The sequence below is a fragment of the Rhodopseudomonas sp. P1 genome (genome assembly GCF_039642825.1).
In the GTDB taxonomy this organism is placed as follows: Bacteria; Pseudomonadota; Alphaproteobacteria; order Rhizobiales; family Xanthobacteraceae; genus Rhodopseudomonas; species Rhodopseudomonas palustris_H.
On record NZ_CP088006.1, the window covers coordinates 2,646,441 to 2,665,354 of the forward strand.

At 64.4% G+C, this 18,914-nt stretch carries 16 protein-coding genes, 1 tRNA gene and 1 pseudogene; 9 read left to right on the forward strand and 9 right to left on the reverse strand.

The genetic code is table 11. The features are described from left to right. Positions 1-3: 3 nt before the first annotated feature. Entirely contained in the window at positions 4-225 is a 222-nt protein-coding gene (locus tag LRC39_RS12285) for a hypothetical protein (protein WP_107344345.1), read from the reverse strand. A 153-nt stretch (positions 226-378) separates the two neighbouring features. Further along, positions 379-1,404 (reverse strand): GlxA family transcriptional regulator, encoded by a 1,026-nt coding sequence (locus tag LRC39_RS12290; RefSeq protein WP_346297454.1) that lies wholly within the window; start codon positions 1,402-1,404, stop codon positions 379-381. A gap of 105 nt (positions 1,405-1,509) precedes the next feature. Between LRC39_RS12290 and LRC39_RS12295 the strand changes: the two genes are divergently transcribed. Then, a complete protein-coding gene (locus LRC39_RS12295; protein ID WP_346297455.1) occupies positions 1,510-2,058 on the forward strand; it encodes a cysteine hydrolase family protein in 549 nt (182 codons plus the stop codon). Between the two features lie 347 nt (positions 2,059-2,405). Next, entirely contained in the window at positions 2,406-3,281 is an 876-nt protein-coding gene (locus LRC39_RS12300; protein ID WP_234822391.1) for a transporter, read from the forward strand. Between the two features lie 191 nt (positions 3,282-3,472). On the opposite strand, the gene LRC39_RS12305 is transcribed toward LRC39_RS12300, so the two are convergent. The 4 genes from LRC39_RS12305 to LRC39_RS12320 all read right to left on the reverse strand — a co-directional run bounded on the left by LRC39_RS12305 (position 3,473) and on the right by LRC39_RS12320 (position 6,805). Next, the gene (locus LRC39_RS12305; protein WP_346297456.1) at positions 3,473-4,138 is read right to left on the reverse strand and encodes a DUF1847 domain-containing protein; all 666 of its coding nucleotides are present in this window, start codon (positions 4,136-4,138) and stop codon (positions 3,473-3,475) included. A gap of 96 nt (positions 4,139-4,234) precedes the next feature. After that, positions 4,235-4,891 (reverse strand): methionine ABC transporter permease, encoded by a 657-nt coding sequence (locus LRC39_RS12310; RefSeq protein ID WP_199851812.1) that lies wholly within the window; start codon positions 4,889-4,891, stop codon positions 4,235-4,237. Beyond that, entirely contained in the window at positions 4,872-5,990 is a 1,119-nt protein-coding gene (locus LRC39_RS12315) for a methionine ABC transporter ATP-binding protein (protein WP_346297457.1), read from the reverse strand. Before LRC39_RS12315 ends, LRC39_RS12310 begins: the two co-directional genes overlap by 20 nt. Beyond that, entirely contained in the window at positions 5,990-6,805 is an 816-nt protein-coding gene (locus tag LRC39_RS12320) for a MetQ/NlpA family ABC transporter substrate-binding protein (RefSeq protein WP_346297458.1), read from the reverse strand. Before LRC39_RS12320 ends, LRC39_RS12315 begins: the two co-directional genes overlap by 1 nt. A gap of 574 nt (positions 6,806-7,379) precedes the next feature. On the opposite strand from LRC39_RS12320, the gene LRC39_RS12325 reads away from it, so the two are divergent. The 6 genes from LRC39_RS12325 (at position 7,380) to LRC39_RS12350 (ending at position 14,348) form a co-directional block, all read left to right on the forward strand. After that, the gene (locus LRC39_RS12325; protein WP_346297459.1) at positions 7,380-8,990 is read left to right on the forward strand and encodes a GMC family oxidoreductase; all 1,611 of its coding nucleotides are present in this window, start codon (positions 7,380-7,382) and stop codon (positions 8,988-8,990) included. Continuing rightward, positions 8,987-10,369 carry a phenylacetate--CoA ligase family protein gene (locus tag LRC39_RS12330; protein ID WP_346297460.1) on the forward strand — a complete coding sequence of 461 codons (1,383 nt, stop codon included), beginning with the start codon at positions 8,987-8,989 and terminating at the stop codon, positions 10,367-10,369. Before LRC39_RS12325 ends, LRC39_RS12330 begins: the two co-directional genes overlap by 4 nt. Positions 10,370-10,390: 21 nt before the next feature. After that, positions 10,391-11,128: an enoyl-CoA hydratase/isomerase family protein gene (locus LRC39_RS12335; RefSeq protein WP_346297461.1), complete on the forward strand. Its 738-nt coding sequence runs from the start codon at positions 10,391-10,393 to the stop codon at positions 11,126-11,128. A gap of 337 nt (positions 11,129-11,465) precedes the next feature. After that, entirely contained in the window at positions 11,466-12,554 is a 1,089-nt protein-coding gene (locus tag LRC39_RS12340; RefSeq protein WP_107355529.1) for an ABC transporter substrate-binding protein, read from the forward strand. Further along, positions 12,532-13,560: an ABC transporter permease gene (locus LRC39_RS12345; protein ID WP_264073287.1), complete on the forward strand. Its 1,029-nt coding sequence runs from the start codon at positions 12,532-12,534 to the stop codon at positions 13,558-13,560. The genes LRC39_RS12340 and LRC39_RS12345 overlap by 23 nt, the downstream gene beginning before the upstream one ends. Then, positions 13,554-14,348 carry an ABC transporter ATP-binding protein gene (locus tag LRC39_RS12350; protein WP_107355531.1) on the forward strand — a complete coding sequence of 265 codons (795 nt, stop codon included), beginning with the start codon at positions 13,554-13,556 and terminating at the stop codon, positions 14,346-14,348. Before LRC39_RS12345 ends, LRC39_RS12350 begins: the two co-directional genes overlap by 7 nt. Positions 14,349-14,505: 157 nt before the next feature. Here LRC39_RS12350 and LRC39_RS12355 read toward each other — a convergent pair whose 3' ends face one another. Next, entirely contained in the window at positions 14,506-16,146 is a 1,641-nt protein-coding gene (locus LRC39_RS12355) for an inorganic phosphate transporter (protein ID WP_430624890.1), read from the reverse strand. A 656-nt stretch (positions 16,147-16,802) separates the two neighbouring features. Between LRC39_RS12355 and LRC39_RS12360 the strand changes: the two are divergent. Beyond that, positions 16,803-16,973 (forward strand): annotated as a pseudogene (locus LRC39_RS12360) (DUF6616 family protein); the annotation flags it as partial. Positions 16,974-17,182: 209 nt separating this feature from the next. On the opposite strand, the gene LRC39_RS12365 reads toward LRC39_RS12360, so the two are convergent. Together LRC39_RS12365 and LRC39_RS12370 are read right to left on the reverse strand one after the other, a co-directional pair. Beyond that, entirely contained in the window at positions 17,183-18,388 is a 1,206-nt protein-coding gene (locus LRC39_RS12365) for an amidase family protein (RefSeq protein WP_346294517.1), read from the reverse strand. Between the two features lie 158 nt (positions 18,389-18,546). After that, positions 18,547-18,640: transfer RNA gene (locus tag LRC39_RS12370), tRNA-Ser, on the reverse strand. Between the last annotated feature and the right edge of the window lie 274 nt (positions 18,641-18,914).

The following is an 18,914-nucleotide window of genomic DNA, read 5'->3' on the forward strand; positions in this document are numbered from 1 at the left end:
GGACTAATCCTCGCGCGACAGCTTGGCTTCCAGCTTTTTCAGCGAGTCGGCCGATGGCGGTGCTTTCTTGAACTCGCGGATCGCCTCTGCCAGTTCCTGATCGGTCATCGGCGTCGCAGGCTGACGCAACCGGCCGCCGGCGAGACCGTCGGCGATCAGATCGAGGTGCTCATCCGGGCCGTCGAAGAACTGCCGGATGCGGGCGAGAAAGGCTCGGTAGGGCAATGGACCTCCTGACGGACGGAGCTGCGCCCTCGCTGCTGCGACGTCCCCATGTTCTCTACTGTTCCCGACACGGAACGACTCGGGACTGTAGGCGGAACCGACAAGCCTAATCCTATCATTTGATCCAACGACGGGCGAGCGGGGCAGCGATGTTCACCCCGCATGTGCCGGCACGTTACGCTGGCGCGGCGCGGGCTCCTGGCGTGCCGCAGAAAACCGTTGCCGATACTGTCCGGGCGACAGCCCGGCGATCTTGGCGAACACCTTGCGAAACGATTTGGGATCCCTGTATCCGCATTGCCAGGCGATCTGGTCGATCGGCAGCGTGGTGCTTTCCAGCATCACGCGGGCGCGGCCGATCCGCAGGTTCTGGCAATAGGCCAGCGGTGCGAACCCGGTGGCGCGTTGAAACCGGCGCTGAAAGGTGCGGGGTTCGAGCCGGGCATGCTCGGCCATTGCCGCGACGGTCACCTCCGGCAGATCGATCCGCTGCAGCCAGTGCTGCACTTTCAGGATCGCGGCGTCGCCGTGGCGGAGCCGCGGCAAGAACACGCTGTAGGCACGCTGGTCGCGGCCGGGCGGATCGATGATGAAGCTGCGCGCCGTCTCGATCATCGTCGCCGGACCGAGCAGCCGCTCGATTAAGGTGAGGCCCATATCGGTCCACGCCATCATGCCGCCGGCGGTGATGACGTCGCCGTCGTCGATGATCAGCTTGTCGGTGTCGACGCGGATGTCCGCGAACCGCTCGGCGAGTGCTTCGGCATAGGACCAGTGGGTGGTGGCGACGCGACCTGCCAGTACGCCGGTCGCGGCGAGCAGGAACGTGCCGGCGCACACCGAGGCGAGCACAGTGCCGTCCTGATGGCGGGATTTCAGATAGTCCACCAGGCCGCCGGCCTGAGGCGTTTCTGCCGGCTTCTCCAGGCTCGGCAACAGCACCAGGATCGTCGGATCACCGTCCTCAGCCGGCAGACTGTCGAACACGCGGACGATGTGACCCTGCGCGTCGTCATAGGCGAGGTGGCTGATGCGGAGGAGCGGCGCGGTCTGGCCAAGACGCTGCCGTGCATTGCGATCGGCGATGGTGAGCAGATCGGTCAGTCCATCGACGCTGGCGCGCTGCACCCCGGGGTACAGCACCAGGCCGATTTCCGGCGGCGACGTTGCGCGGGCCATTGTCAGTTTCGCCCCTCGATTTGTCGGGTCCGCCCATCCTGGGCGGCGTGCCTTTCACCTAGCGTGCAGACGTCGGCGCCGCAACGGCGCTCAAGGGAGGTTCTCATGACCAAACGCGCACTGGTGATCGTCGATCTGCAGAACGACTACTTTCCGAACGGCAAGTTCGAGCTGACCAACATTGTGCCTGCGGCCGAGAATGCCGCGCGGCTGCTGCGGGCCGCACGGGCCAAAGGAGAGTTCGTCGTCCACGTGCAGCACGTGTTCGCCTCGCCCGAGGCGCCGTTCTTCGTCAAAGGCACCCCAGGGGTGGAGATCAATCCGGCGGTCCAGAACCTCGAGGGCGAACCGGTGGTGGTGAAGCATCGGCCGAACTCGTTTCTGGAGACCGATCTCAATGCGCAGCTGATCGCCAAGGGCATCACCGACGTGGTGATCTGCGGCGCGATGAGCCACATGTGCATCGACGCGACCGCGCGCGCCGCGGCTGATCTCGGTTACACCGTGACGGTAGTCCACGATGCGATCGCGACCCGAGATCTGGAGTTCGGGGGCGTGCATGTGCCTGCCTCGCAGGTTCAGGCGGCGTTCCTTGCCGCGCTCGCTTCCAGCTACGCGGCGATTGTCGCCACCGATGAGCAGTTGCAGCGTTGAGGGGCGGCGGTGCGAAGGAATGCCGAGCGTGCGTCGGCGCGTTCGGCGAGTTCGTTTCCGGAATCGGCCCATCGGTCGTTGCTGAGCGCATCCGTGCGCTGATACCAATTAGTTAAATAACGAGAATGAAACCGTTGTACGCCGCTCGGTCTGCAGCAATGGCCGTTCCCGATGTTGTTTATCTTTGGAATGGGCGGTTGAAGGAGATCGACTAATCTCACAATCAATCGTTGGCGGCGTCATGGGGTATTCATGTGAGCCGTCAGCGGATGATTGGGGGCATCATGTCGAACGTCGAACTCATCTTGAAACCTGTTCGTCTTCTCGCGCGATTGGCGGCCATCGCGGTGGCAGCAGCGGTCGCACTTCCCGGTGGCGCGTCGGCCGATCCGGTGAGCCCGGCGGGGTGGACCGCCGGTATTGCGCTCGGCGCGCCGCTGCCGGAGGGCGTGTACTTCATCAATACCGCGACCTATTTCGAACGCTCGTCGCGGTTCGCCGCGCCGACGATCGATGCCGGCGTCAACATTCCAGTGGTGGCGTGGTCGACGCCGGTGACGATCCTCGGCGGGCGGCTCGAAATCCTCGGAATCTTTCCGGAGCTGACGGTCAGCGTCAATCCGAACAGCCCGACCAGTGCGGCGTGGCGGGACTTCTATAATCCGGCGGGTCTGGTCGGTCTGGCGTGGGATCTCGGTGGCGGCTGGGGCTTTGCCAACTATGTCGGCGCGTTCGCGCCGGTCAACACCACCCTCGGCAACACGCTCAACCTCGGCGGCAATTACTGGACCTTCCTGGAGTTGGCGACCGTCGCCTACAACCGCGACACTTGGAGCGCGACCGCCAACTTCACCTATTCAAGCAGCGGCAGCGATCGCGCCACGGGCGTGAGCATCCAGCCGGATACGGCGCAGATCGATTTCTCGGTCTCCAAGCACTTCAACAAGTGGGAGGTCGGCCTGGTTGGCTACGGCTCGACCGATCTCGGCTCACCGTCGCCGTTCCGCACCGCAGGCGGGCTGTACGGCAACAAGCAGAGCCAGTTCGCGCTCGGCGGCTTAGTTGGCTACAATTTCGGCCCGGTGATCACTCAGTTCTATCTGACCCGCGACGTCGCCGAGCATAATTACTCCGGATACGATACGCGGTTCTGGACTCGCCTGATCATTCCGGTGTGGAGCCCGGAGGCACCGGCGCCGCGCCGGCCGCTGATCACCAAGTGATCTGTATTTTGCAAGGCTGATGAATACAGCACATGGGGTGCCGGGCCGGTCTTGATCAACGGATGGCGTAGGCCCTGGCCACGGGGGACTAGGCCGAGGAGCGAGAGCAGGGTGATCCTGGCTCGCTCCTCACGCGTTGAGGGGGACGACAAACTCTGGCGGGTCGAGCGGAAGCCAACCCGCGGGTCGTCTTACAACTCCTGCATCCGCTTCTTGTCGAGCATCCGGCTGGTGTAGGTCTTCACGGTGTGGAACGCCGCAACCGGATTGTGGCTGAGGACCCGGTCCTTCACCACCAGCGTCGTCACCGGCGCCTCGGCGTGGCGGATGAACAGCGAGTCGTGGCCGACGCACAGGCCCATGATGACGTTGAGGTGGGTCTCTTCACGGTTGAGCAGCCGCGCCTGCAGCACCGGATTGCAGCAAGCCTCATGGCCGCATTTGATCTTCATCTCTTCAGGCACGCCGATCTCGGTCTTGTCGATCGAGCCGACCTTGCACAGGGCGGTACGGGTCTCGAAGCCGGCGAGCCGCAGGATGTCGACCAGCACCTTGGTCTCTTGGATCAGGCCGATGCAGGTGGCGATACCGATCCGCTTGGCGCCGATCCGGCGGGCGAATGCCACCGTCTCTTCGACGCGATTGAGCTTGCAGTAATACAGCCCTTCGACCTCGGCCGCCGCCCGCGCCAGCTTCGCGTCGACTGCATCTCCCGAATACAGTTCGACCAGTTCCTGCCGCTCCTCGGGCGCAAGATCCGTCGTCGCGCAAATGCCGGGATAGCGCTTGTCGTGACGATAGCAGTTGAATTGCCCGCATTCGGAGCAGGTGACGACGTCGGGCTTCGGTTTGGCCATGAGTGTATTTCCAGGTGGTGATGGTTCAGAGGTCCGCGTAGCCGGCCGGCGCCGGCCACGCAATTGCGCAACGCGTCGGTCGGCCTGCGTATTTGGTTATTTGCGCTTGTTGAGTGCGAATGCGAGGCGGTCGCCGCCAAACTGGATGGTGGTCACCAGGATCACCAGCAGCACGATCACGGTGACCATCACCTGGGTGTCGAAGCGCTGATAGCCATAGCGATAGGCGAGGTCGCCGAGACCGCCGGCGCCGATCGCACCGGCCACCGCCGAGGCGTTGATCATGCTGACCAGGGTGATGGTGAAGCCCGCGACGATGCCGGGCCGCGCTTCTGGCAGCAGCACGTGCCAGACGATGTGCCAACGGCCACAGCCCATCGACTCCGCAGCTTCGATCAGGCCGCGGTCGACTTCGCGCAGGCTGACTTCGGCGATGCGGGCGAAGAACGGCACGCTGGCGACGGTCAGCGGCACAACGGCGCCGAGCACGCCGTAGCTGGTGCCGACGATCAGGCGCGTGAACGGGATCAGCGCTACCATCAAGATTAGAAACGGCACCGAGCGGACGACATTGACGACGCTGCCGACGCTCGAATTGACCCAAGACTGCTCGAGAATGCCGCCCTTGCTGGTGGCGACCAGCAGCAGCGCCAAGGGCAGGCCGATGCCGAGCGTGATCAGCGACGACGCCCCGATCATCAGCAGCGTATCGATGATGCCTTCGATCAGGCGATCAATGACCAGCGGAGACAAAACCCAGATCCTTCACTCTGTCCGCCAAGAGGTGCGCGCGCTGCAGGACGGCGTCGCGGTCGTCAGCGGCATCCACCGAGACGATCAGATGGCCCTGAGCGCGGCCCTGAATGCGATCGACGCCGCCATAGACCAATCGTGTCCGAGCGCCGAGCGCTTGCGCGATCGCGCCGATATCGGGATCACGGTGGCCGGTGCCGGTGAAATGCAGATCGAGCAGCAGCGGATCGGCTGGATCGCGCGGCACCGGCACCAGCTGCGCCAGAATTTCCGGCGGAAGCGATCGGTGCACGGTGCCCAGTAGGGTCTGCGTGACTTCCTGCTTGGGATCGCCAAACACTTTCCACACCTCGCCGTGTTCGACGACCCTGCCGCGTTCGAGAACCACCACGCGGTCGCAGATCTCGCGGATCACCGCCATCTCGTGGGTGATCAGCACGATCGTCAGGTCGAAACGGCGATTGATGTCCTGCAGTAGTGCCAGGATCGCCTGGGTGCTCTCGGTATCGAGCGCGGAGGTCGCCTCGTCGCACAGCAGCACCTCGGGCCGGTGCACCAGAGCACGTGCAATGCCGACGCGCTGCTTCTGTCCGCCCGACAGCCGCGCCGGATAGACATCGCGCTTCTCGGACAGTCCCACCATGTCGAGCAGTTCGTCGACGCGGCGTTCGATCTCGCGTTTGCCGACCCCTGCGACCTTCAGAGGCAGCGCAACGTTCTGCCAAACCGTCTTCGCCGACAGCAGGTTGAAGTGCTGGAAGATCATCCCAACGCGGCGGCGCAGCCCGATCAACGTCGCGTGGTCGAAGGTGGCGATGTCTTCGTCGTCGACCAGGACGCGGCCGGCGGTCGGACGTTCGAGCCGGTTGAGCGTGCGGATCAGCGTCGACTTGCCGGCGCCGCTGCGGCCGATGATGCCGAAGACTTCGCCGCGCTTGACGGCGAGGTCGACCTCGATCAACGCCGGTGTCGTCGAGCCTGGATATTGCTTCGACAGACGCTCGACGATGATGTGCGGGCTATCCGCGCCAGTCTGGACACGGCTCCGAGGGGCGATGCCGACGCCGGGGCCGGCGCCAGCGTCGGTGAGGGCGTCCATCACTCACGTTCCCAAAGCCGGACGTAGAGGTCGCCATACTGCTTGTCGAGCACTGCGCGCACTTCAGGAGCGGTCTGGTAGATTTTGATGAACTGCGCGATCCGCGGATCGTCCTTGTTCTTCGGCTGCGCCACGAAGACGATGCCGTACCGCGGATTGATCGGCTCCCAAAACAGCGCGGCGTGCGGATCGATCACGCCGGACGCCTTCAGGAAGTGGGTGTAGCCGTGCGCCAGGTCGACCTCGTTGAGCGACTGCGGCAGCTGGTGGAAGTCGATCTCCAGGAATTTCAGCTTCTTCGGATTGTCGATCACCGCGTCGACATTGACCTGAGGGCCATGGTCCGGCTTCAGCTTGATCAGTCCGGCCGCCTCCAGCAATTCGAGGCCGCGGCCGAAATTGAACGGATCGCCGGCGAGCGCGACACGGGCGCCGACCGGCAGCTCGTCCAGGCTCTTGTACTTCTTGGAGAACAGCCCGGTCTTGTTGGCGATGCCGATCCCGACCGGCTCGATGTCGAAGCCGCGTGCGGCCTTGACGACATCCAAGAACGGTTTGTGCTGGAAATAGTTGAGGTCGATTTCGCCGTTCGCCAGAGAGGTGTTCGGCGTCACCGGATCGGTGAACTCGATCAGCTTGACGTCCAGACCTTGCGCCTTGGCGACCGCCACGGCGGCTTCGATCGGCGGGGCGAAGCCGGCATTGGTGCCGACCCGCAGCGGTCCCTTGGCGGCGTCGGCGATGGCGATCGATGACAGCGCGCTCAACGCCGCGATCAGGCCGAGCGTGCGCGCGGCGGTCTTCAGAACAGTCATGTTGTGGTCCCAGGAGAGGAGGTGAAGGCAGCGCGTGGCGAGATGTCATCGCGCCCGCAGCATTGCCGCTGACGACAAGCCTAGCGTGGTGGGTTGCGGTGCAACAAGGCGAAGCAGGTTCTTATTTATCGGTGCAGCAGAGAACAGCGAGGCTGCGTTGTGCTGCGGATGCGAAACAGGACAACTACGTCGCGTGACCTTGCTTGGACTGAATCACATGGCTGAGGGTGACCTGTTACCTCGGTGTTCGCAGAGCCCACGTGTGCGGCCGATGCGAGAGTCGATCGTGACGAGAACGGCAGGCGAGCGGAGGCGGAGTTATCATCTTCATTCGATCGCGATCGCAGTTCAAAGTTGCCGCGATCGCCGCGGCTTGGAAGATGATCTTCTAAAGATCGCCGCGCGTATTGACCCTCGTTGATGGGCGGCGCCAGTGTGGGGCCTGACGCGCTGTTTGCATGACTGTGAGCGGCGCACGCGTATTGAGAGCCTCACCTGTGTCTCATTCTCTTTCTTCACCGCGACCGAACCTCGTTCGTGCCGCGGCCGTATCGCTGTTGCTCGGTTCGTGCCAATGAGCAATGAGTTCGACTACGTCATCGTCGGCGGCGGCAGCGCAGGCTGCGTGCTCGCCAACCGGCTGAGTGCCGATGGCCGCAATCGCGTCGTGCTGCTGGAAGCCGGCGGGCAGGGACGGCACCCGTCATTTCATCTGCCGGTCGGGTACGTTTGGAATCGCGCGCATCCACGCGGCAATTGGCTGTACCGGATCGAGCCGGAGGCTTCGAGCGGCAACCGGCCGATGCTGTGGCCGCGCGGCAAGGTGCTCGGCGGCAGTTCGGCGATCAACGGGCTGCTCTACATCCGCGGTCAGGCGCGCGACTATGACGAGTGGCGCGACCTCGGCAATTCCGGCTGGGGCTGGGATGATGTGTTGCCGTACTTCCGCAAGGCCGAGGATCAGGTGCGCGGCGCCGACGAATTTCACGGCGTCGGCGGGCCGCTCAGCGTGTCCGATCCGACCATCCGGCATCCGTTGTCGGATGCTTATGTCACCGCAGCCGAGCAGGCGGGCCTCGCCGCGCGGGACGATTTCAATCGCGACGTTCAGGCGGGCGCGGGTTACTTCCAGCTCACGGTGCGCAATGGGCTACGTGCCAGCACCGCGAATGCCTATCTGAAGCCGGCGCGTTCGCGTGGCAATCTTGAGGTGGTCACCGGCGCCCACGCCACCAGCCTGATCTTCAAGGGCCGCCGCGCGACCGGCGTTGCCGTGGTGCGTGACGGCCGGGTCGAGACCTATACGGCGCGCCGCGAGGTGATCGTCGCGGCCGGTGCTGTCGCCAGCCCGGCGTTGCTGCAGCATTCGGGACTCGGCGATGCCGATCATCTGCGCGGGCTGGGGATCGAGGTCGTCGGCCATCTGCCTGGGGTCGGGCGCAATCTGCAGGACCATTACATGGTCAGCCTGATCTACGACGTCAGGCGGCTCGGCAGTTTCAATGAGACGGCGCGCGGCTGGCGGCTGGTGCGCGAAGTGTTGCGCTACGCGGCGTCGCGTCGGGGACTGCTGACGCTGAGCGCGTCGCAGATCAACGTGTTCTTGCCGACCACGACTGATCCGGACCATCCCGACATCCAATTCCACGTGATGCCGGCAACGTTCAATTTCGAAACCGGAGAGGTGGAGCGAGAGCCGGGCCTGACCTGCGGCGTGTGCCAGCTTCGCCCGCGCAGCCGCGGCACCATTCAGATCAGCCAGCGCGACCCGCTGGCGGCGCCCGCCATTCGGCCGCGCTATCTGACCGACGACCACGACAAGCGCGTGCTGCTGGAAGGGCTGCGGTTCGCCCGCAAAATCGCGGCGCAGCCAGCGCTCGCCGATGTCGTCCGCGAGCGTCTGCCAGGCGTCAGTGGCGGTAGCGACGCCGAACTGCTGGAGTTCGCGCGGCAGACCGGCAAGACGCTGTATCACCCGGTCGGCACCTGCAAGATGGGCACCGACGGCTCTGCCGTCGTCGACAGCGGGTTGCGGGTGCGCGGCGTGTCCGGCCTGCGCGTGGTCGATGCCTCGGTGATGCCGACTCTGGTCTCCGGCAACACCAATGCGCCGACGATCATGATCGCCGAACGCGCCTCCGATCTCATCCTCGCCGACGCTCGTACTCCGGAACTGCAAGCATGACCGATCCCAACAATCCGCTCGCCATCGACAGCCGCGATCCGGCCGAATATCAGGTCGTGCTCGGCCGTCACCGCTTCGAGAAGCTGAAGCAGCAGATCCGGCACGTTTGGAGCAATGTCGATTATTTCCGGCCGAAGCTGATCGCGGCGGGCGTGTCGTCGCCGGATGACATCCGCTCGCTCGACGATTTCCGCCGCCTGCCGGCAATGCTCGACAAGGTCAGCCACCGCCAGTCGCAGGAGGAGTCGCTGGCACGCTACGGCCATCCGTTCGGCCTGCATCTGACGGTGCCGCTCGACCAGGCGGTGCATCTGGCCGCAACTTCGGGCACGACCGGCCAGCCGACGTTCTATGTGTTCAGCCCACGCGATCTTGACATCTCGCATCGCGTGCTCGGCCGGCTGTTCGCGCAAGCCGGCATCCGTCCAGGCGACACCACCTTCCATGCCTTCGGCCTGTCGCTGTGGCTCGCCGGCGTCACCTATGTGCAGGCGCTGGAGGCCTACGGTGCGCGTCCGGTGGCGCTCGGCGCCGAGGCCGGTGTGCCGAAGATTCTGCGCTACATCGAGTTCACCCGGCCGACCGCGCTGTTTGCGACGCCGTCGATGGTCAATCAGCTGATCGAGCGCGCGCCGAAGGAAATTGGCAAGCCGGTCGCGGCGCTTGGGATCAAGCGTGTGCTGTGCGCCGGCGAGCCCGGGGCAGGGCTTCCGGCGTTCCGCCAGCGGGTGCGCGAGGAGTTCGGCGCCGAGGTGTTCGATTTCATGGGCGGCGCCTGGCACAACGCTGCGCTGTCCTGTGCAAGCCCTGACTATCACGGCATGCACTATCTCAGCGACGACACCTGCTTCCGCTATGATTTGATCGATCCGGCCACCAAGCAGCCGATCCCGCTGACCGACGGCGCGGTCGGCGAGGCGATCCATACCGGGCTCGACTATCAGGCCGCGCCGGCGTTTCGCTACGCCACCGGCGACATCCTCAAGATCCATGTCGGCACCTGCCCCGGTTGCGGGGCGTTCGGCACGCGGATGGAGGTGGTCGGTCGTGTCGACGACATGCTGGCGATCAAGGGCGTCAAAGTGTACCCGGCGGCGATCCAGAACGTCGTGCTGCAGTTCCAGCCGCGGGTCTCGGGCGAGCTGCGCATCCGGCTCGATCGGCCGCCGCCGAAGGTCGAGCCGCCGCTTCGGCTCGCGATCGAGGCTGCGCCAGATCTACCGGAGGCGGCGTGGGCCGATCTCGCCGGCGACATCGAGCACCGCGTTCGCGAACTGCTGACGTTCCGCCCCGTGGTCGACATCCTGCCGCACGGCAGCCTGCCGCGCTCGGGCCAGAAGACCAAGCTGATCGAGATCGCCAGCCAGGCGGCGAACTGAGCAAGACAAGAGGAAATGCCGATGTCGAGCGTACTGTACGAGTCCCGCAATGGGATCGCCGAGATCACCATCAACCGGCCGGACAAGCGCAACGTCATCGACCACTCGGTGGTGGAGGGCCTGAATGTCGCGTGGAAGCGGTTCAATGCTGGCAGCGACCACGTCGCGATCCTGACGGCGAGCGGCGACCGAGCCTTCAGCGCCGGAGCCAATCTGAAAGACATCCCGCATGATTTCTGGCGGGCGGTGCCGGGCGTCGGCGTTCCGGTCGACAAACCGATCATCGCGGCGATCGGCGGCCTTGTGGTCGGCGGCGGTCTCGTGCTGGTGCAGTTTGCCGATCTGGCGATCGCCGCCGACAACACCGTGCTGTCCTATCCGGAAGCCAAGGTCGGCTATAGCGGCGGCCTGATCAGTTCGCTGGCGGCGCGAATCCCGCACAAGATCGCGATGGAGCTGCTGCTGGTCGGCGGTACGATCGACGCGCATCGGGCCTACGAGATCGGGCTGGTCAATCGCGTGGTGCCGAATGGCGAGCAGCTCGCCGTCGCGCGGCAGTTCGCGGCCGAGATTGCAGCCAATGCGCCGTTGGTGGTGAAGCTGCTCAAGGGGTTTGTCGGCGCCACCCTGCCGAAGGGACCGTCCGAGGCTGCCGCGATTACCCGCGCCACCGTCGAGGCGGTCAACACCGCGGACGACTACCGCGAAGGCATCGCCGCGTTCTTCGAAAAGCGGACGCCGGCGTTCAAGGGCGTGTAGTTCGCGTCCACTCGATCCGGCATGCCGTGACAACACCCCGCGCGACTCTGTTCATCAAACCGGGTGTTCGGCCAGAGATGATCCTGCTGTGCAGGCGGCGTCATTGAGAACATCATTCTCCGTGAGGGTCGCTTCGCTGTCCCTGCCTGCACGACGCCCGTGATGTTCTCTGTTAGGCGGGTCATTTGAAATCGTGTTTCATTGACCGGATACCGGCGCACCTCGATCATGTGAGCTCTGAATCTCATCAGCGAGAGCGGCCGAAATGGGCCGAACCAGCTTGCTGATAGTTGCCGCAGAGGATGCGGCCCGAGCCCTGAAAGCGAAGAGGACATTCATGAGCAACCAAGAAAAAGGCCGGTGGATCAGCCGGCGTTCCGTGCTGCTGGGCGCGGCGTCGGGCGTTATCGCGGCGCCGGCGGGCGCCTTCGGCCTTCAGGCATTTCCCGCCCGTCCGATCGGCTACGATCTGTCGGATGCGCCGATCTGCAGGACCTCCGGTGAAGCAACGCCGCTGACCGGCGCGCCGCGCAAGGTGAAGCTGTCGTGGAACGCCACTTCGGTGTGCTCGGTGCAGGTGCCGGTCGCGGTCGACTACGACTTCTTCAAGAAGCAAAATCTCGACGTCGAACTGGTGAATTTCTCCGGCTCGACCGATCAGTTGCTCGAAGCGATCGCCACCGGCAAGAGCGACGCCGGCGTCGGCATGGCGCTGCGCTGGCTGAAGCCGCTGGAGCAGGGGTTCGACGTGAAGATCGTTGCCGGCACCCATGGCGGCTGCCTGCGTGCGATCGCGCCGACCAAGTCGGAGATCAGCAAGGTCACCGACCTCAAGGGCAAGGTCGTGGCGATCGACGATCAGGCCGGCCCGGGCAAGAACTTCTTCTCGATCCAGCTCGCCAAGGCGGGCATCGATCCGACCAAGGATCTCGAGTGGAAGCAGTATCCGGCCAACCTGGTTCGGCTCGCGGTGGAGAAGGGCGAGGCACAGGCGGCCCTGGCATCCGACCCGCTGGCGCACGCGTTCCTCAAGGACGGCGAGTTCAAGGAGATCGGCTCCAATCTCGACGGCATCTATCGCAATGTGAGCTGCTGCATTGTCGGCGTCCGCGGCAGCTTGATCCGCGAAGAGCCGCAGGTGGCGCGCGCGCTGACCCAGGCGCTGCTCGACGCGGCCGAGTTCTCGTCCAAGAATCCGGAGAAGGCGGCAAAGTCGTTCCTGCCTTACGCGCCGAAGATCGTCACCGAAGAGGATATCCAGGCGCTGATCAAGTATCACACGCATGATCACCACCCGATCGGCGCTCAGCTCAAGAACGAGCTGAAGCTCTACGCCGACGACCTCAAGGCCGTCTCGGTGATCAAGCCCTCGACCGACACCAGCAAATTTGCGGAAAAGATCTATGCCGACGTATTCCGCGTCTGAGACGCTCGATATCGACGTCGGGACGCGACTTGCGTCCCGCACGCCGTCGCTGCTTCGTGCGCTGCGCGGGCATTTCGTCGGCTTCGCCGCCAGCCTCGGCTGGATCGCGTTCGGTCTGTCCTGCCTGTGGCGGGAAGACATCGGCGATTGGACGCGCACCAAGGAGGTGGCGATCGCCGCCTTCGTGTTCGGCGGCGTGATCGCGATCGCGGCAGTGGCCGGGTTCTGGTCGCAGCGGGTCGGCGAGTCCTTGCAGCGGCGATCGCCGTGGCTGCTGCTGCTCGGTGTAGTGCTCGCGCTGTGGGAGGTTCTGACCGCCAAGCTCGGCGTGCTGCCGCTGCCGTTCTTCCCGCCGCCGCAGGCGATCGTCGAGGTCTATACCGACGACTTCGTCAAGCTGTTCGACAGCGTGTTCGCATCGATCAAGTTGCAGCTCGGCGGCTATCTGATCGGCGCGGCGGTCGGCTTCGTCACCGGCGTGTCGATCGGCTGGTCGCGTGCGGTCGGCTATTGGGTGCATCCGGTGCTGCGCTTCATCGGCCCGCTGCCGGCGACCGCGTGGCTGCCGATCGCGTTCTTCGCCTTCCCGTCGAGCTGGAGTGCTTCGACCTTTCTGATCGCGCTCGCCACCGGTTTCCCGGTGACGGTGCTGACCTGGTCGGGCGTCGCCAGCGTGTCGAACGCCTACTACGACGTCGCGCGCACGCTCGGCGCCAAGCCGTCGTTCCTGGTGTTCAAGGTCGCGATCCCGGCGGCGCTGCCGCACGTCTTCGTCGGCCTGTTCATGGGCCTCGGCGCCTCGTTCGCGGTGCTGGTGGTGGCGGAGATGATGGGCGTGAAGTCCGGCCTCGGCTGGTATCTGCAATGGGCGCAGGGTTGGGCGGCGTACGCCAACATGTATGCGGCGCTGCTGGTGATGTCGCTGCTCTGCTCCGGCGCCATCACGGCGTTGTTCAAGGTCCGTGACCGCTTGCTGGTCTGGCAGAAGGGTGTGGTGAAATGGTGAGCGCCGTCGCATTGAAGCAGCCGCCGCAGGCCGCCGGCGCCGCGCTCGACGTCGTCGACGTCAGCCATCACTTCGACATCGACGGCAACGAACTGCCGGTGCTCGATCACGTCACGCTGAGCGCCAAGCCCGGCGAGTTCGTCGCGCTGCTCGGGCCGTCGGGCTGCGGCAAGTCCACGCTGCTGCGGCTGGTGGCGGGGCTCGAGCCGCCGCGCGCCGGAAGGCTGCTCGAAGATGGCCGCGTCATCACCGGGCCGCATCCGTCGCGGGTGGTGGTGTTCCAGGATCCGACGCTATTTCCGTGGCGGACGGTGTGGAAGAACGTGGCGCTCGGGCTGGAGGCGCAGGGCATCCTCAAGAGCGAGCGTCACCGCGTCGATGCGGCGCTGGCGCTGGTCGGGCTCAGCGGCTTTGCCAACGCCTATCCGCACCAGCTTTCCGGCGGCATGGCGCAGCGTGTGTCGCTGGCCCGGGCGCTGGTCAACGATCCGGACATTCTGGTGCTCGACGAGCCGCTCGGCAAACTCGACTCGCTGACCCGGCTCAGCATGCAGACCGAAATCGTGTCGCTGTGGCAGCGGCAGGGCTTCACGACGCTGCTGGTGACCCACGACGTTGAAGAGGCGCTGTTCCTGGCGCAACGCGTGGTGGTGTTCAGCGAGCGTCCCGCCAAGCTGAAGGCCGACATCGCCGTCGAGGCACCGTATCCGCGCCACCGCGGCGATCCATATCTGGCCGACCTGCGCCGCCAGATCCTCGGTCTGCTCGGGCTCGACGCCACCTGGTGATCGGCGCTACGCGACGAATAGCCAACGGCGCGCCGTAACCAGCGCGCCGCACTCTCTCTCCCTCCTGACGCCGTTCCGGTTCTGCCGGAGCGGCGTCTTTTTTACGGAGCTGCGTCCGGACGACGGCGGCGGTCGTCACCGCGAACGCGTTGCAGGCTCAGAGCACTCGCGACAGCAGCACGTACAGCGTCGCCGACAGCAGGATGGCGGCCGGCAGCGTCAGCACCCAGGCCATCAGCAGGTTGCGGATCGTGGCCATCTGCAGGCCCGAGCCGTTGGCCGCCATCGTGCCGGCGACACCCGACGACAGCACGTGGGTGGTCGAAACCGGCAGGCCGAACATGTCGGCCGCGCCGATGGTCGAGGCAGCCACCAGCTCGGCGGAGGCACCTTGCGCGTAGGTCAGATGTGACTTGCCGATCTTCTCGCCGACGGTGATGACGATGCGCTTCCAGCCGATCATCGTGCCAAGGCCGAGCGCGATCGCAACCGCGACCTTGACCCAGTTCGGAATGAACTTGGTCGCGCTATCGAGCGAGCCTTTGTAGGCGTTGAGCTTGGCAACATCGTCCTTGCTGAGGTCGCTTTCCTTATCCTTCATCAGGAAGCGGATCGCCTCGGACGCCAGATACATGTCGTTGCGGGTGTTGCCGACGGACTCGGCCGGCGCTTTGCTCAGCGAGCCGTAGCGCTGCACCTGCTCGCCGATATCCTTCACCAGCACCGCCAGCGACGGGTAGGTGCCTTCGCTAATCTTGTGCTGCGATACGTATAGTGTCACCGCGGGGCGGGGATCGCCGATGATGCTGTAGCCCGCGCCTTTCGCCGCAATCACGGCCGAGGCGGCCGCCGAAGTCTGCTCGAAATGCGCGACCTGGGAATCCGGCAGCGCACGGTTGAGCGCGTAGGCCGTCGGCACCGTGCCGATCAGGATCAGCATGATCAGGCCCATGCCTTTCTGACCGTCGTTGGAGCCGTGGGCGAAGCTGACGCCAGTACAGGTGAGGATCAGCAGGCCGCGGATCCACCACGGCGGCGGTGCGTTGCCTTCCGGCGCGGAGTACAGCTTCGGATTGCGCACCACCAGTTTGAACAGCAACAGCAGGATCGCGGCGCAAACGAAGCCGACCAGCGGCGACAGCAGCAGCGCGTAGCCGATTTCGGTCGCCTTGCCCCAGTCCACACCCGAAGTGCCGTCGCGGCCGCGCATCAGCGCGTTAGCCACACCGACGCCGATGATCGAACCGATCAAGGTGTGCGAGCTCGAGGCGGGGAGGCCGAAGTACCAGGTGCCGAGATTCCACAGGATCGCGGCGATCAGCAGCGCGAACACCATGGCGAAGCCGGCGCTCGATCCGACCTGAAGGATCAACTCCACCGGCAGTAGCGAAACGATGCCGAACGCCACCGCGCCGGTGGAGGTCAGCACACCGAGGAAGTTGAACACGCCCGACCACACGACCGCAACTTCGGCGGGCAGCGAGTGGGTGTAGATCACGGTCGCGACCGCGTTGGCAGTGTCGTGGAACCCGTTGACGAACTCGAAGCCCAGCGCGATCAGCAGCGCCACCAGCAGCAGCAGATAAGGCAGATACGTCGTGACGCGGACGCCGGTAGCCTCCACGTCGACATAGATGCTGTAGGCCACGAACAGAATGCCGACACCGAGGATCCCGAAGAACAGGATCATCGTCAGCGGATTGAAGCCTTTGTCCAGGTTCGGCCGACCGGCCGGCTGAAGTGGCCCGTTGTCGTCGATTGCTTGATTGATGGTGAAATCGGTCACGCTACGCCCCATTTTATTTAATGGCGCGATACTCTCCCCGTGATCTGACACTCCGATGACACTTGTCGGTCAGCCGGATGTCGATGGGGGCACGAAGCGACAGCGACGAACGGTGCGCGTGGGTGGGTCAGAAGCAAGTTGCAAGTGATGACGACCGCGCTGCTGGATTGAATGACGGGCAAGCTGAAGCTGCCACCCTTGCCGAAGTGTTGGCGGTGGATCCTCTGATCCTGTTCCGGTCCTCTGGCAATGGTCCATCTGCTGGTGGGTGGCACGGTCCGGCTGTGGTCGAGAGAGCGCGCCATCATCGCAGCGACACCGTGCGCGGCTGGGGCTGCTTCATCATTGGAGCGCAGGATATGAGCCTGCGAGAGCGGCTCGCGGCCATTCGCTACTTCGCTGACGATCCGCATTTCGGCGTTCGCGAATGTGCATGGTTGGCGGTGCGTCGGCAGCGTGCTGCTCGATCCGCTTCGAGCAGACCCGTTGGTCTATGTGCAGGATTCAGTCGGCAACAGGCTCAACGATGCCGCCGAGACGAGGCCCGGCTGGGTGCACCACGTTGTCGATGAATGGCTCGCGAATTGTCAGGCGAGCGCGCAGAGGATCGCGAGCGGGCGCTGCGTTCGGCTGACCAGTCTTGATGTGCGGAAGGAGCAGCGACACCGCACAGTGCGCAGCAACGCTTGTTCGCCGTCTGGCGTGCGCCTGACCGCGAATCCCTCGATGCCCTGATGGCCAGCATCTCAGCGTCCGGATGGCACAGCTATTTCGAGACCGTGAATGCCGTTGTGGCAGTCTTGAATCTCACCGCGCATCTCGGGCAGCTCGACGCCTGAGGCGAAACTTGAGGCAGAGGATTGCGGGACGGTTTGATCGAAAAGGCCTGCGCGATCGCCACGAAGGCAATCGGCGATTTTGATTCTATTGAGGTGCCACTGGGCAGGCGTCGCAAAACTGGCGGACCGAAGCCGATGAAGCAGAGAACTACACCGACGCTATAGCCCTCTTAATCTTGGCAAGAGCGAAGGCCCTAAACGGGCCAGGATCAGTGGGGCAGCTCTCTTACCGCATTCAACAGGAACTCGTCGCGATAGTGGCCCGCGACGAAGGACAGACCAACCGGACAACCTTCGACGGTCATCAACGGAGCAGAGACTTCCGGTAAGTGCGCCACGCCGGAAAATGCGGTGACGGTCATTGTCGGATCATAGAAATCCATAACCGCTTCCAGCGTGTTCAGGGACCCTTTCTTCGGGGCGATCTTCGGTGTCGTGGGAAAGCAGATGATCGTGTCGGGCGCGAAGAAGGCGCTGATCTGATTGAACAGACGTTGACACCGAGCGATGTTGTCCAGCGCCGCGATACGGTCGAACTTTTGGACGTTTCCGTAAGCCATGGCGAAAGTGAAGCTGAGTTCAGGCCGGAGTGCTTCGATCCAGTTCCCCACAGTCGACTGAAACTCGGCTGTTTGCAGATCGCGCAACGCGTTCAGGTTGCACGCCTGCAGCGCGCAGGGCTCTCCAACGATCTCGGAAAATCTGATCGGCACGAAGTCAATGCCGGTGTCGGACACCAGGCGCTCAAGGGCGCCGCGGAACTGTTCCTGAACGGCGGCGTCGGCAAGCTCTAGTGCGTCCTGCAGAACGAAGATGCGCTTCGGCGAAGCCAAGGAGGATGTCCGTCCATTGAGCAAGACGCGCATCGCGGTATCAAGCACATCGCAGCGATCCGCCAACACACCTACGGTACTGACGCTGGGCTGAAACGGCAGGACTCCTGCCTCGGAAATCCGGTGAAGAGAGGGACGCATCCCCCAAAGGCCGCATAAGCTTGCCGGAACACGGATGGAGCCGCCCGCGTCCGTGCAGAGCGAGAAATCGGCAAGGCCATTGCTGACCGAGGCCGCAGAACCGCTGGAGGAGCCACCGGGAACACGATCCGGTGCTTTGCCGTTGCGCGGTGTGCCAAAATGGAAGCTCTCCCCGTCGAGGCTGTACGTAAACTCATCGGCGACAACCTTGCCGACGCAGCGCGCACCGGCACCCAGCAATTGATCGACACAAAGGGCGTTGTGAGCTGGTGCCGGATGTGCGTCTCGCCACGCTGGGCTGCCATAGGATGTCTTGTGCCCTGCGATGTCGATGTTGTCTTTCACCGTGAAGCGCAGCCCATCCAGCGGACCTTCGCGCAGTGGGGCGAGATCCAACTGTTCGACCAGTCCTAAGGACGCGTCAGCTGCGAGCTTAGGCATGTCGTCTTGCCCTGATGCGAAAGGTGGGTTGTGTATCCACTTCCGCACAACCCAATTGAACAGCGCACCGTCGCGTCCAAGCCGCGGCCTATCTGCCTGCTGGGTGGATATGCGGTGATCGGCGGCAGTATCGCGCCAGAGAGGGGAATCGGCGGGAATGGCGGAGACGGAGGGATTCGAACCCTCGATAGGGCTTTACAACCCTATAACGGTTTAGCAAACCGCCGCCTTCAGCCACTCGGCCACGTCTCCGGTGCGCTCGATATGCCCGACACGGTCGCGGCTCGCAAGCGGGATTGCGAAGATTGCACCGCGACCTTTGGGCCTGTGCACGAGAATGTCGGCGCGACGCGGGGCAGGGCGCTTGCATTTTGCCGGTTTGCAGCTCCGGCGGTGTCGCGGAGACGTTCGGATTCGTCCCAGCAGAGGAATCGATTCTCAGGACTCCGCCCTTGCAGACCGCGTATTTGCCGCTTGGCGGGCGGCTCATCCACCGCGGCCCGACTGTTGCAGTGCGGCATTGTCC

Coding starts and splice junctions, on each gene's coding strand:
- LRC39_RS12290 (WP_346297454.1), bottom strand. CDS start 1,404: ATGGCCCGCGCAACGTCGCCGCCGGAAATCGGCCTGGTGCTGTACCCC.
- LRC39_RS12345 (WP_264073287.1), top strand. CDS start 12,532: ATGCCGACGTATTCCGCGTCTGAGACGCTCGATATCGACGTCGGGACG.
- LRC39_RS12365 (WP_346294517.1), bottom strand. CDS start 18,388: ATGCCTAAGCTCGCAGCTGACGCGTCCTTAGGACTGGTCGAACAGTTG.
- LRC39_RS12305 (WP_346297456.1), bottom strand. CDS start 4,138: ATGGCCAAACCGAAGCCCGACGTCGTCACCTGCTCCGAATGCGGGCAA.
- LRC39_RS12295 (WP_346297455.1), top strand. CDS start 1,510: ATGACCAAACGCGCACTGGTGATCGTCGATCTGCAGAACGACTACTTT.
- LRC39_RS12315 (WP_346297457.1), bottom strand. CDS start 5,990: ATGGACGCCCTCACCGACGCTGGCGCCGGCCCCGGCGTCGGCATCGCC.
- LRC39_RS12320 (WP_346297458.1), bottom strand. CDS start 6,805: ATGACTGTTCTGAAGACCGCCGCGCGCACGCTCGGCCTGATCGCGGCG.
- LRC39_RS12325 (WP_346297459.1), top strand. CDS start 7,380: ATGAGCAATGAGTTCGACTACGTCATCGTCGGCGGCGGCAGCGCAGGC.
- LRC39_RS12340 (WP_107355529.1), top strand. CDS start 11,466: ATGAGCAACCAAGAAAAAGGCCGGTGGATCAGCCGGCGTTCCGTGCTG.
- LRC39_RS12355 (WP_430624890.1), bottom strand. CDS start 16,146: ATGGGGCGTAGCGTGACCGATTTCACCATCAATCAAGCAATCGACGAC.
- LRC39_RS12330 (WP_346297460.1), top strand. CDS start 8,987: ATGACCGATCCCAACAATCCGCTCGCCATCGACAGCCGCGATCCGGCC.
- LRC39_RS12335 (WP_346297461.1), top strand. CDS start 10,391: ATGTCGAGCGTACTGTACGAGTCCCGCAATGGGATCGCCGAGATCACC.
- LRC39_RS12350 (WP_107355531.1), top strand. CDS start 13,554: ATGGTGAGCGCCGTCGCATTGAAGCAGCCGCCGCAGGCCGCCGGCGCC.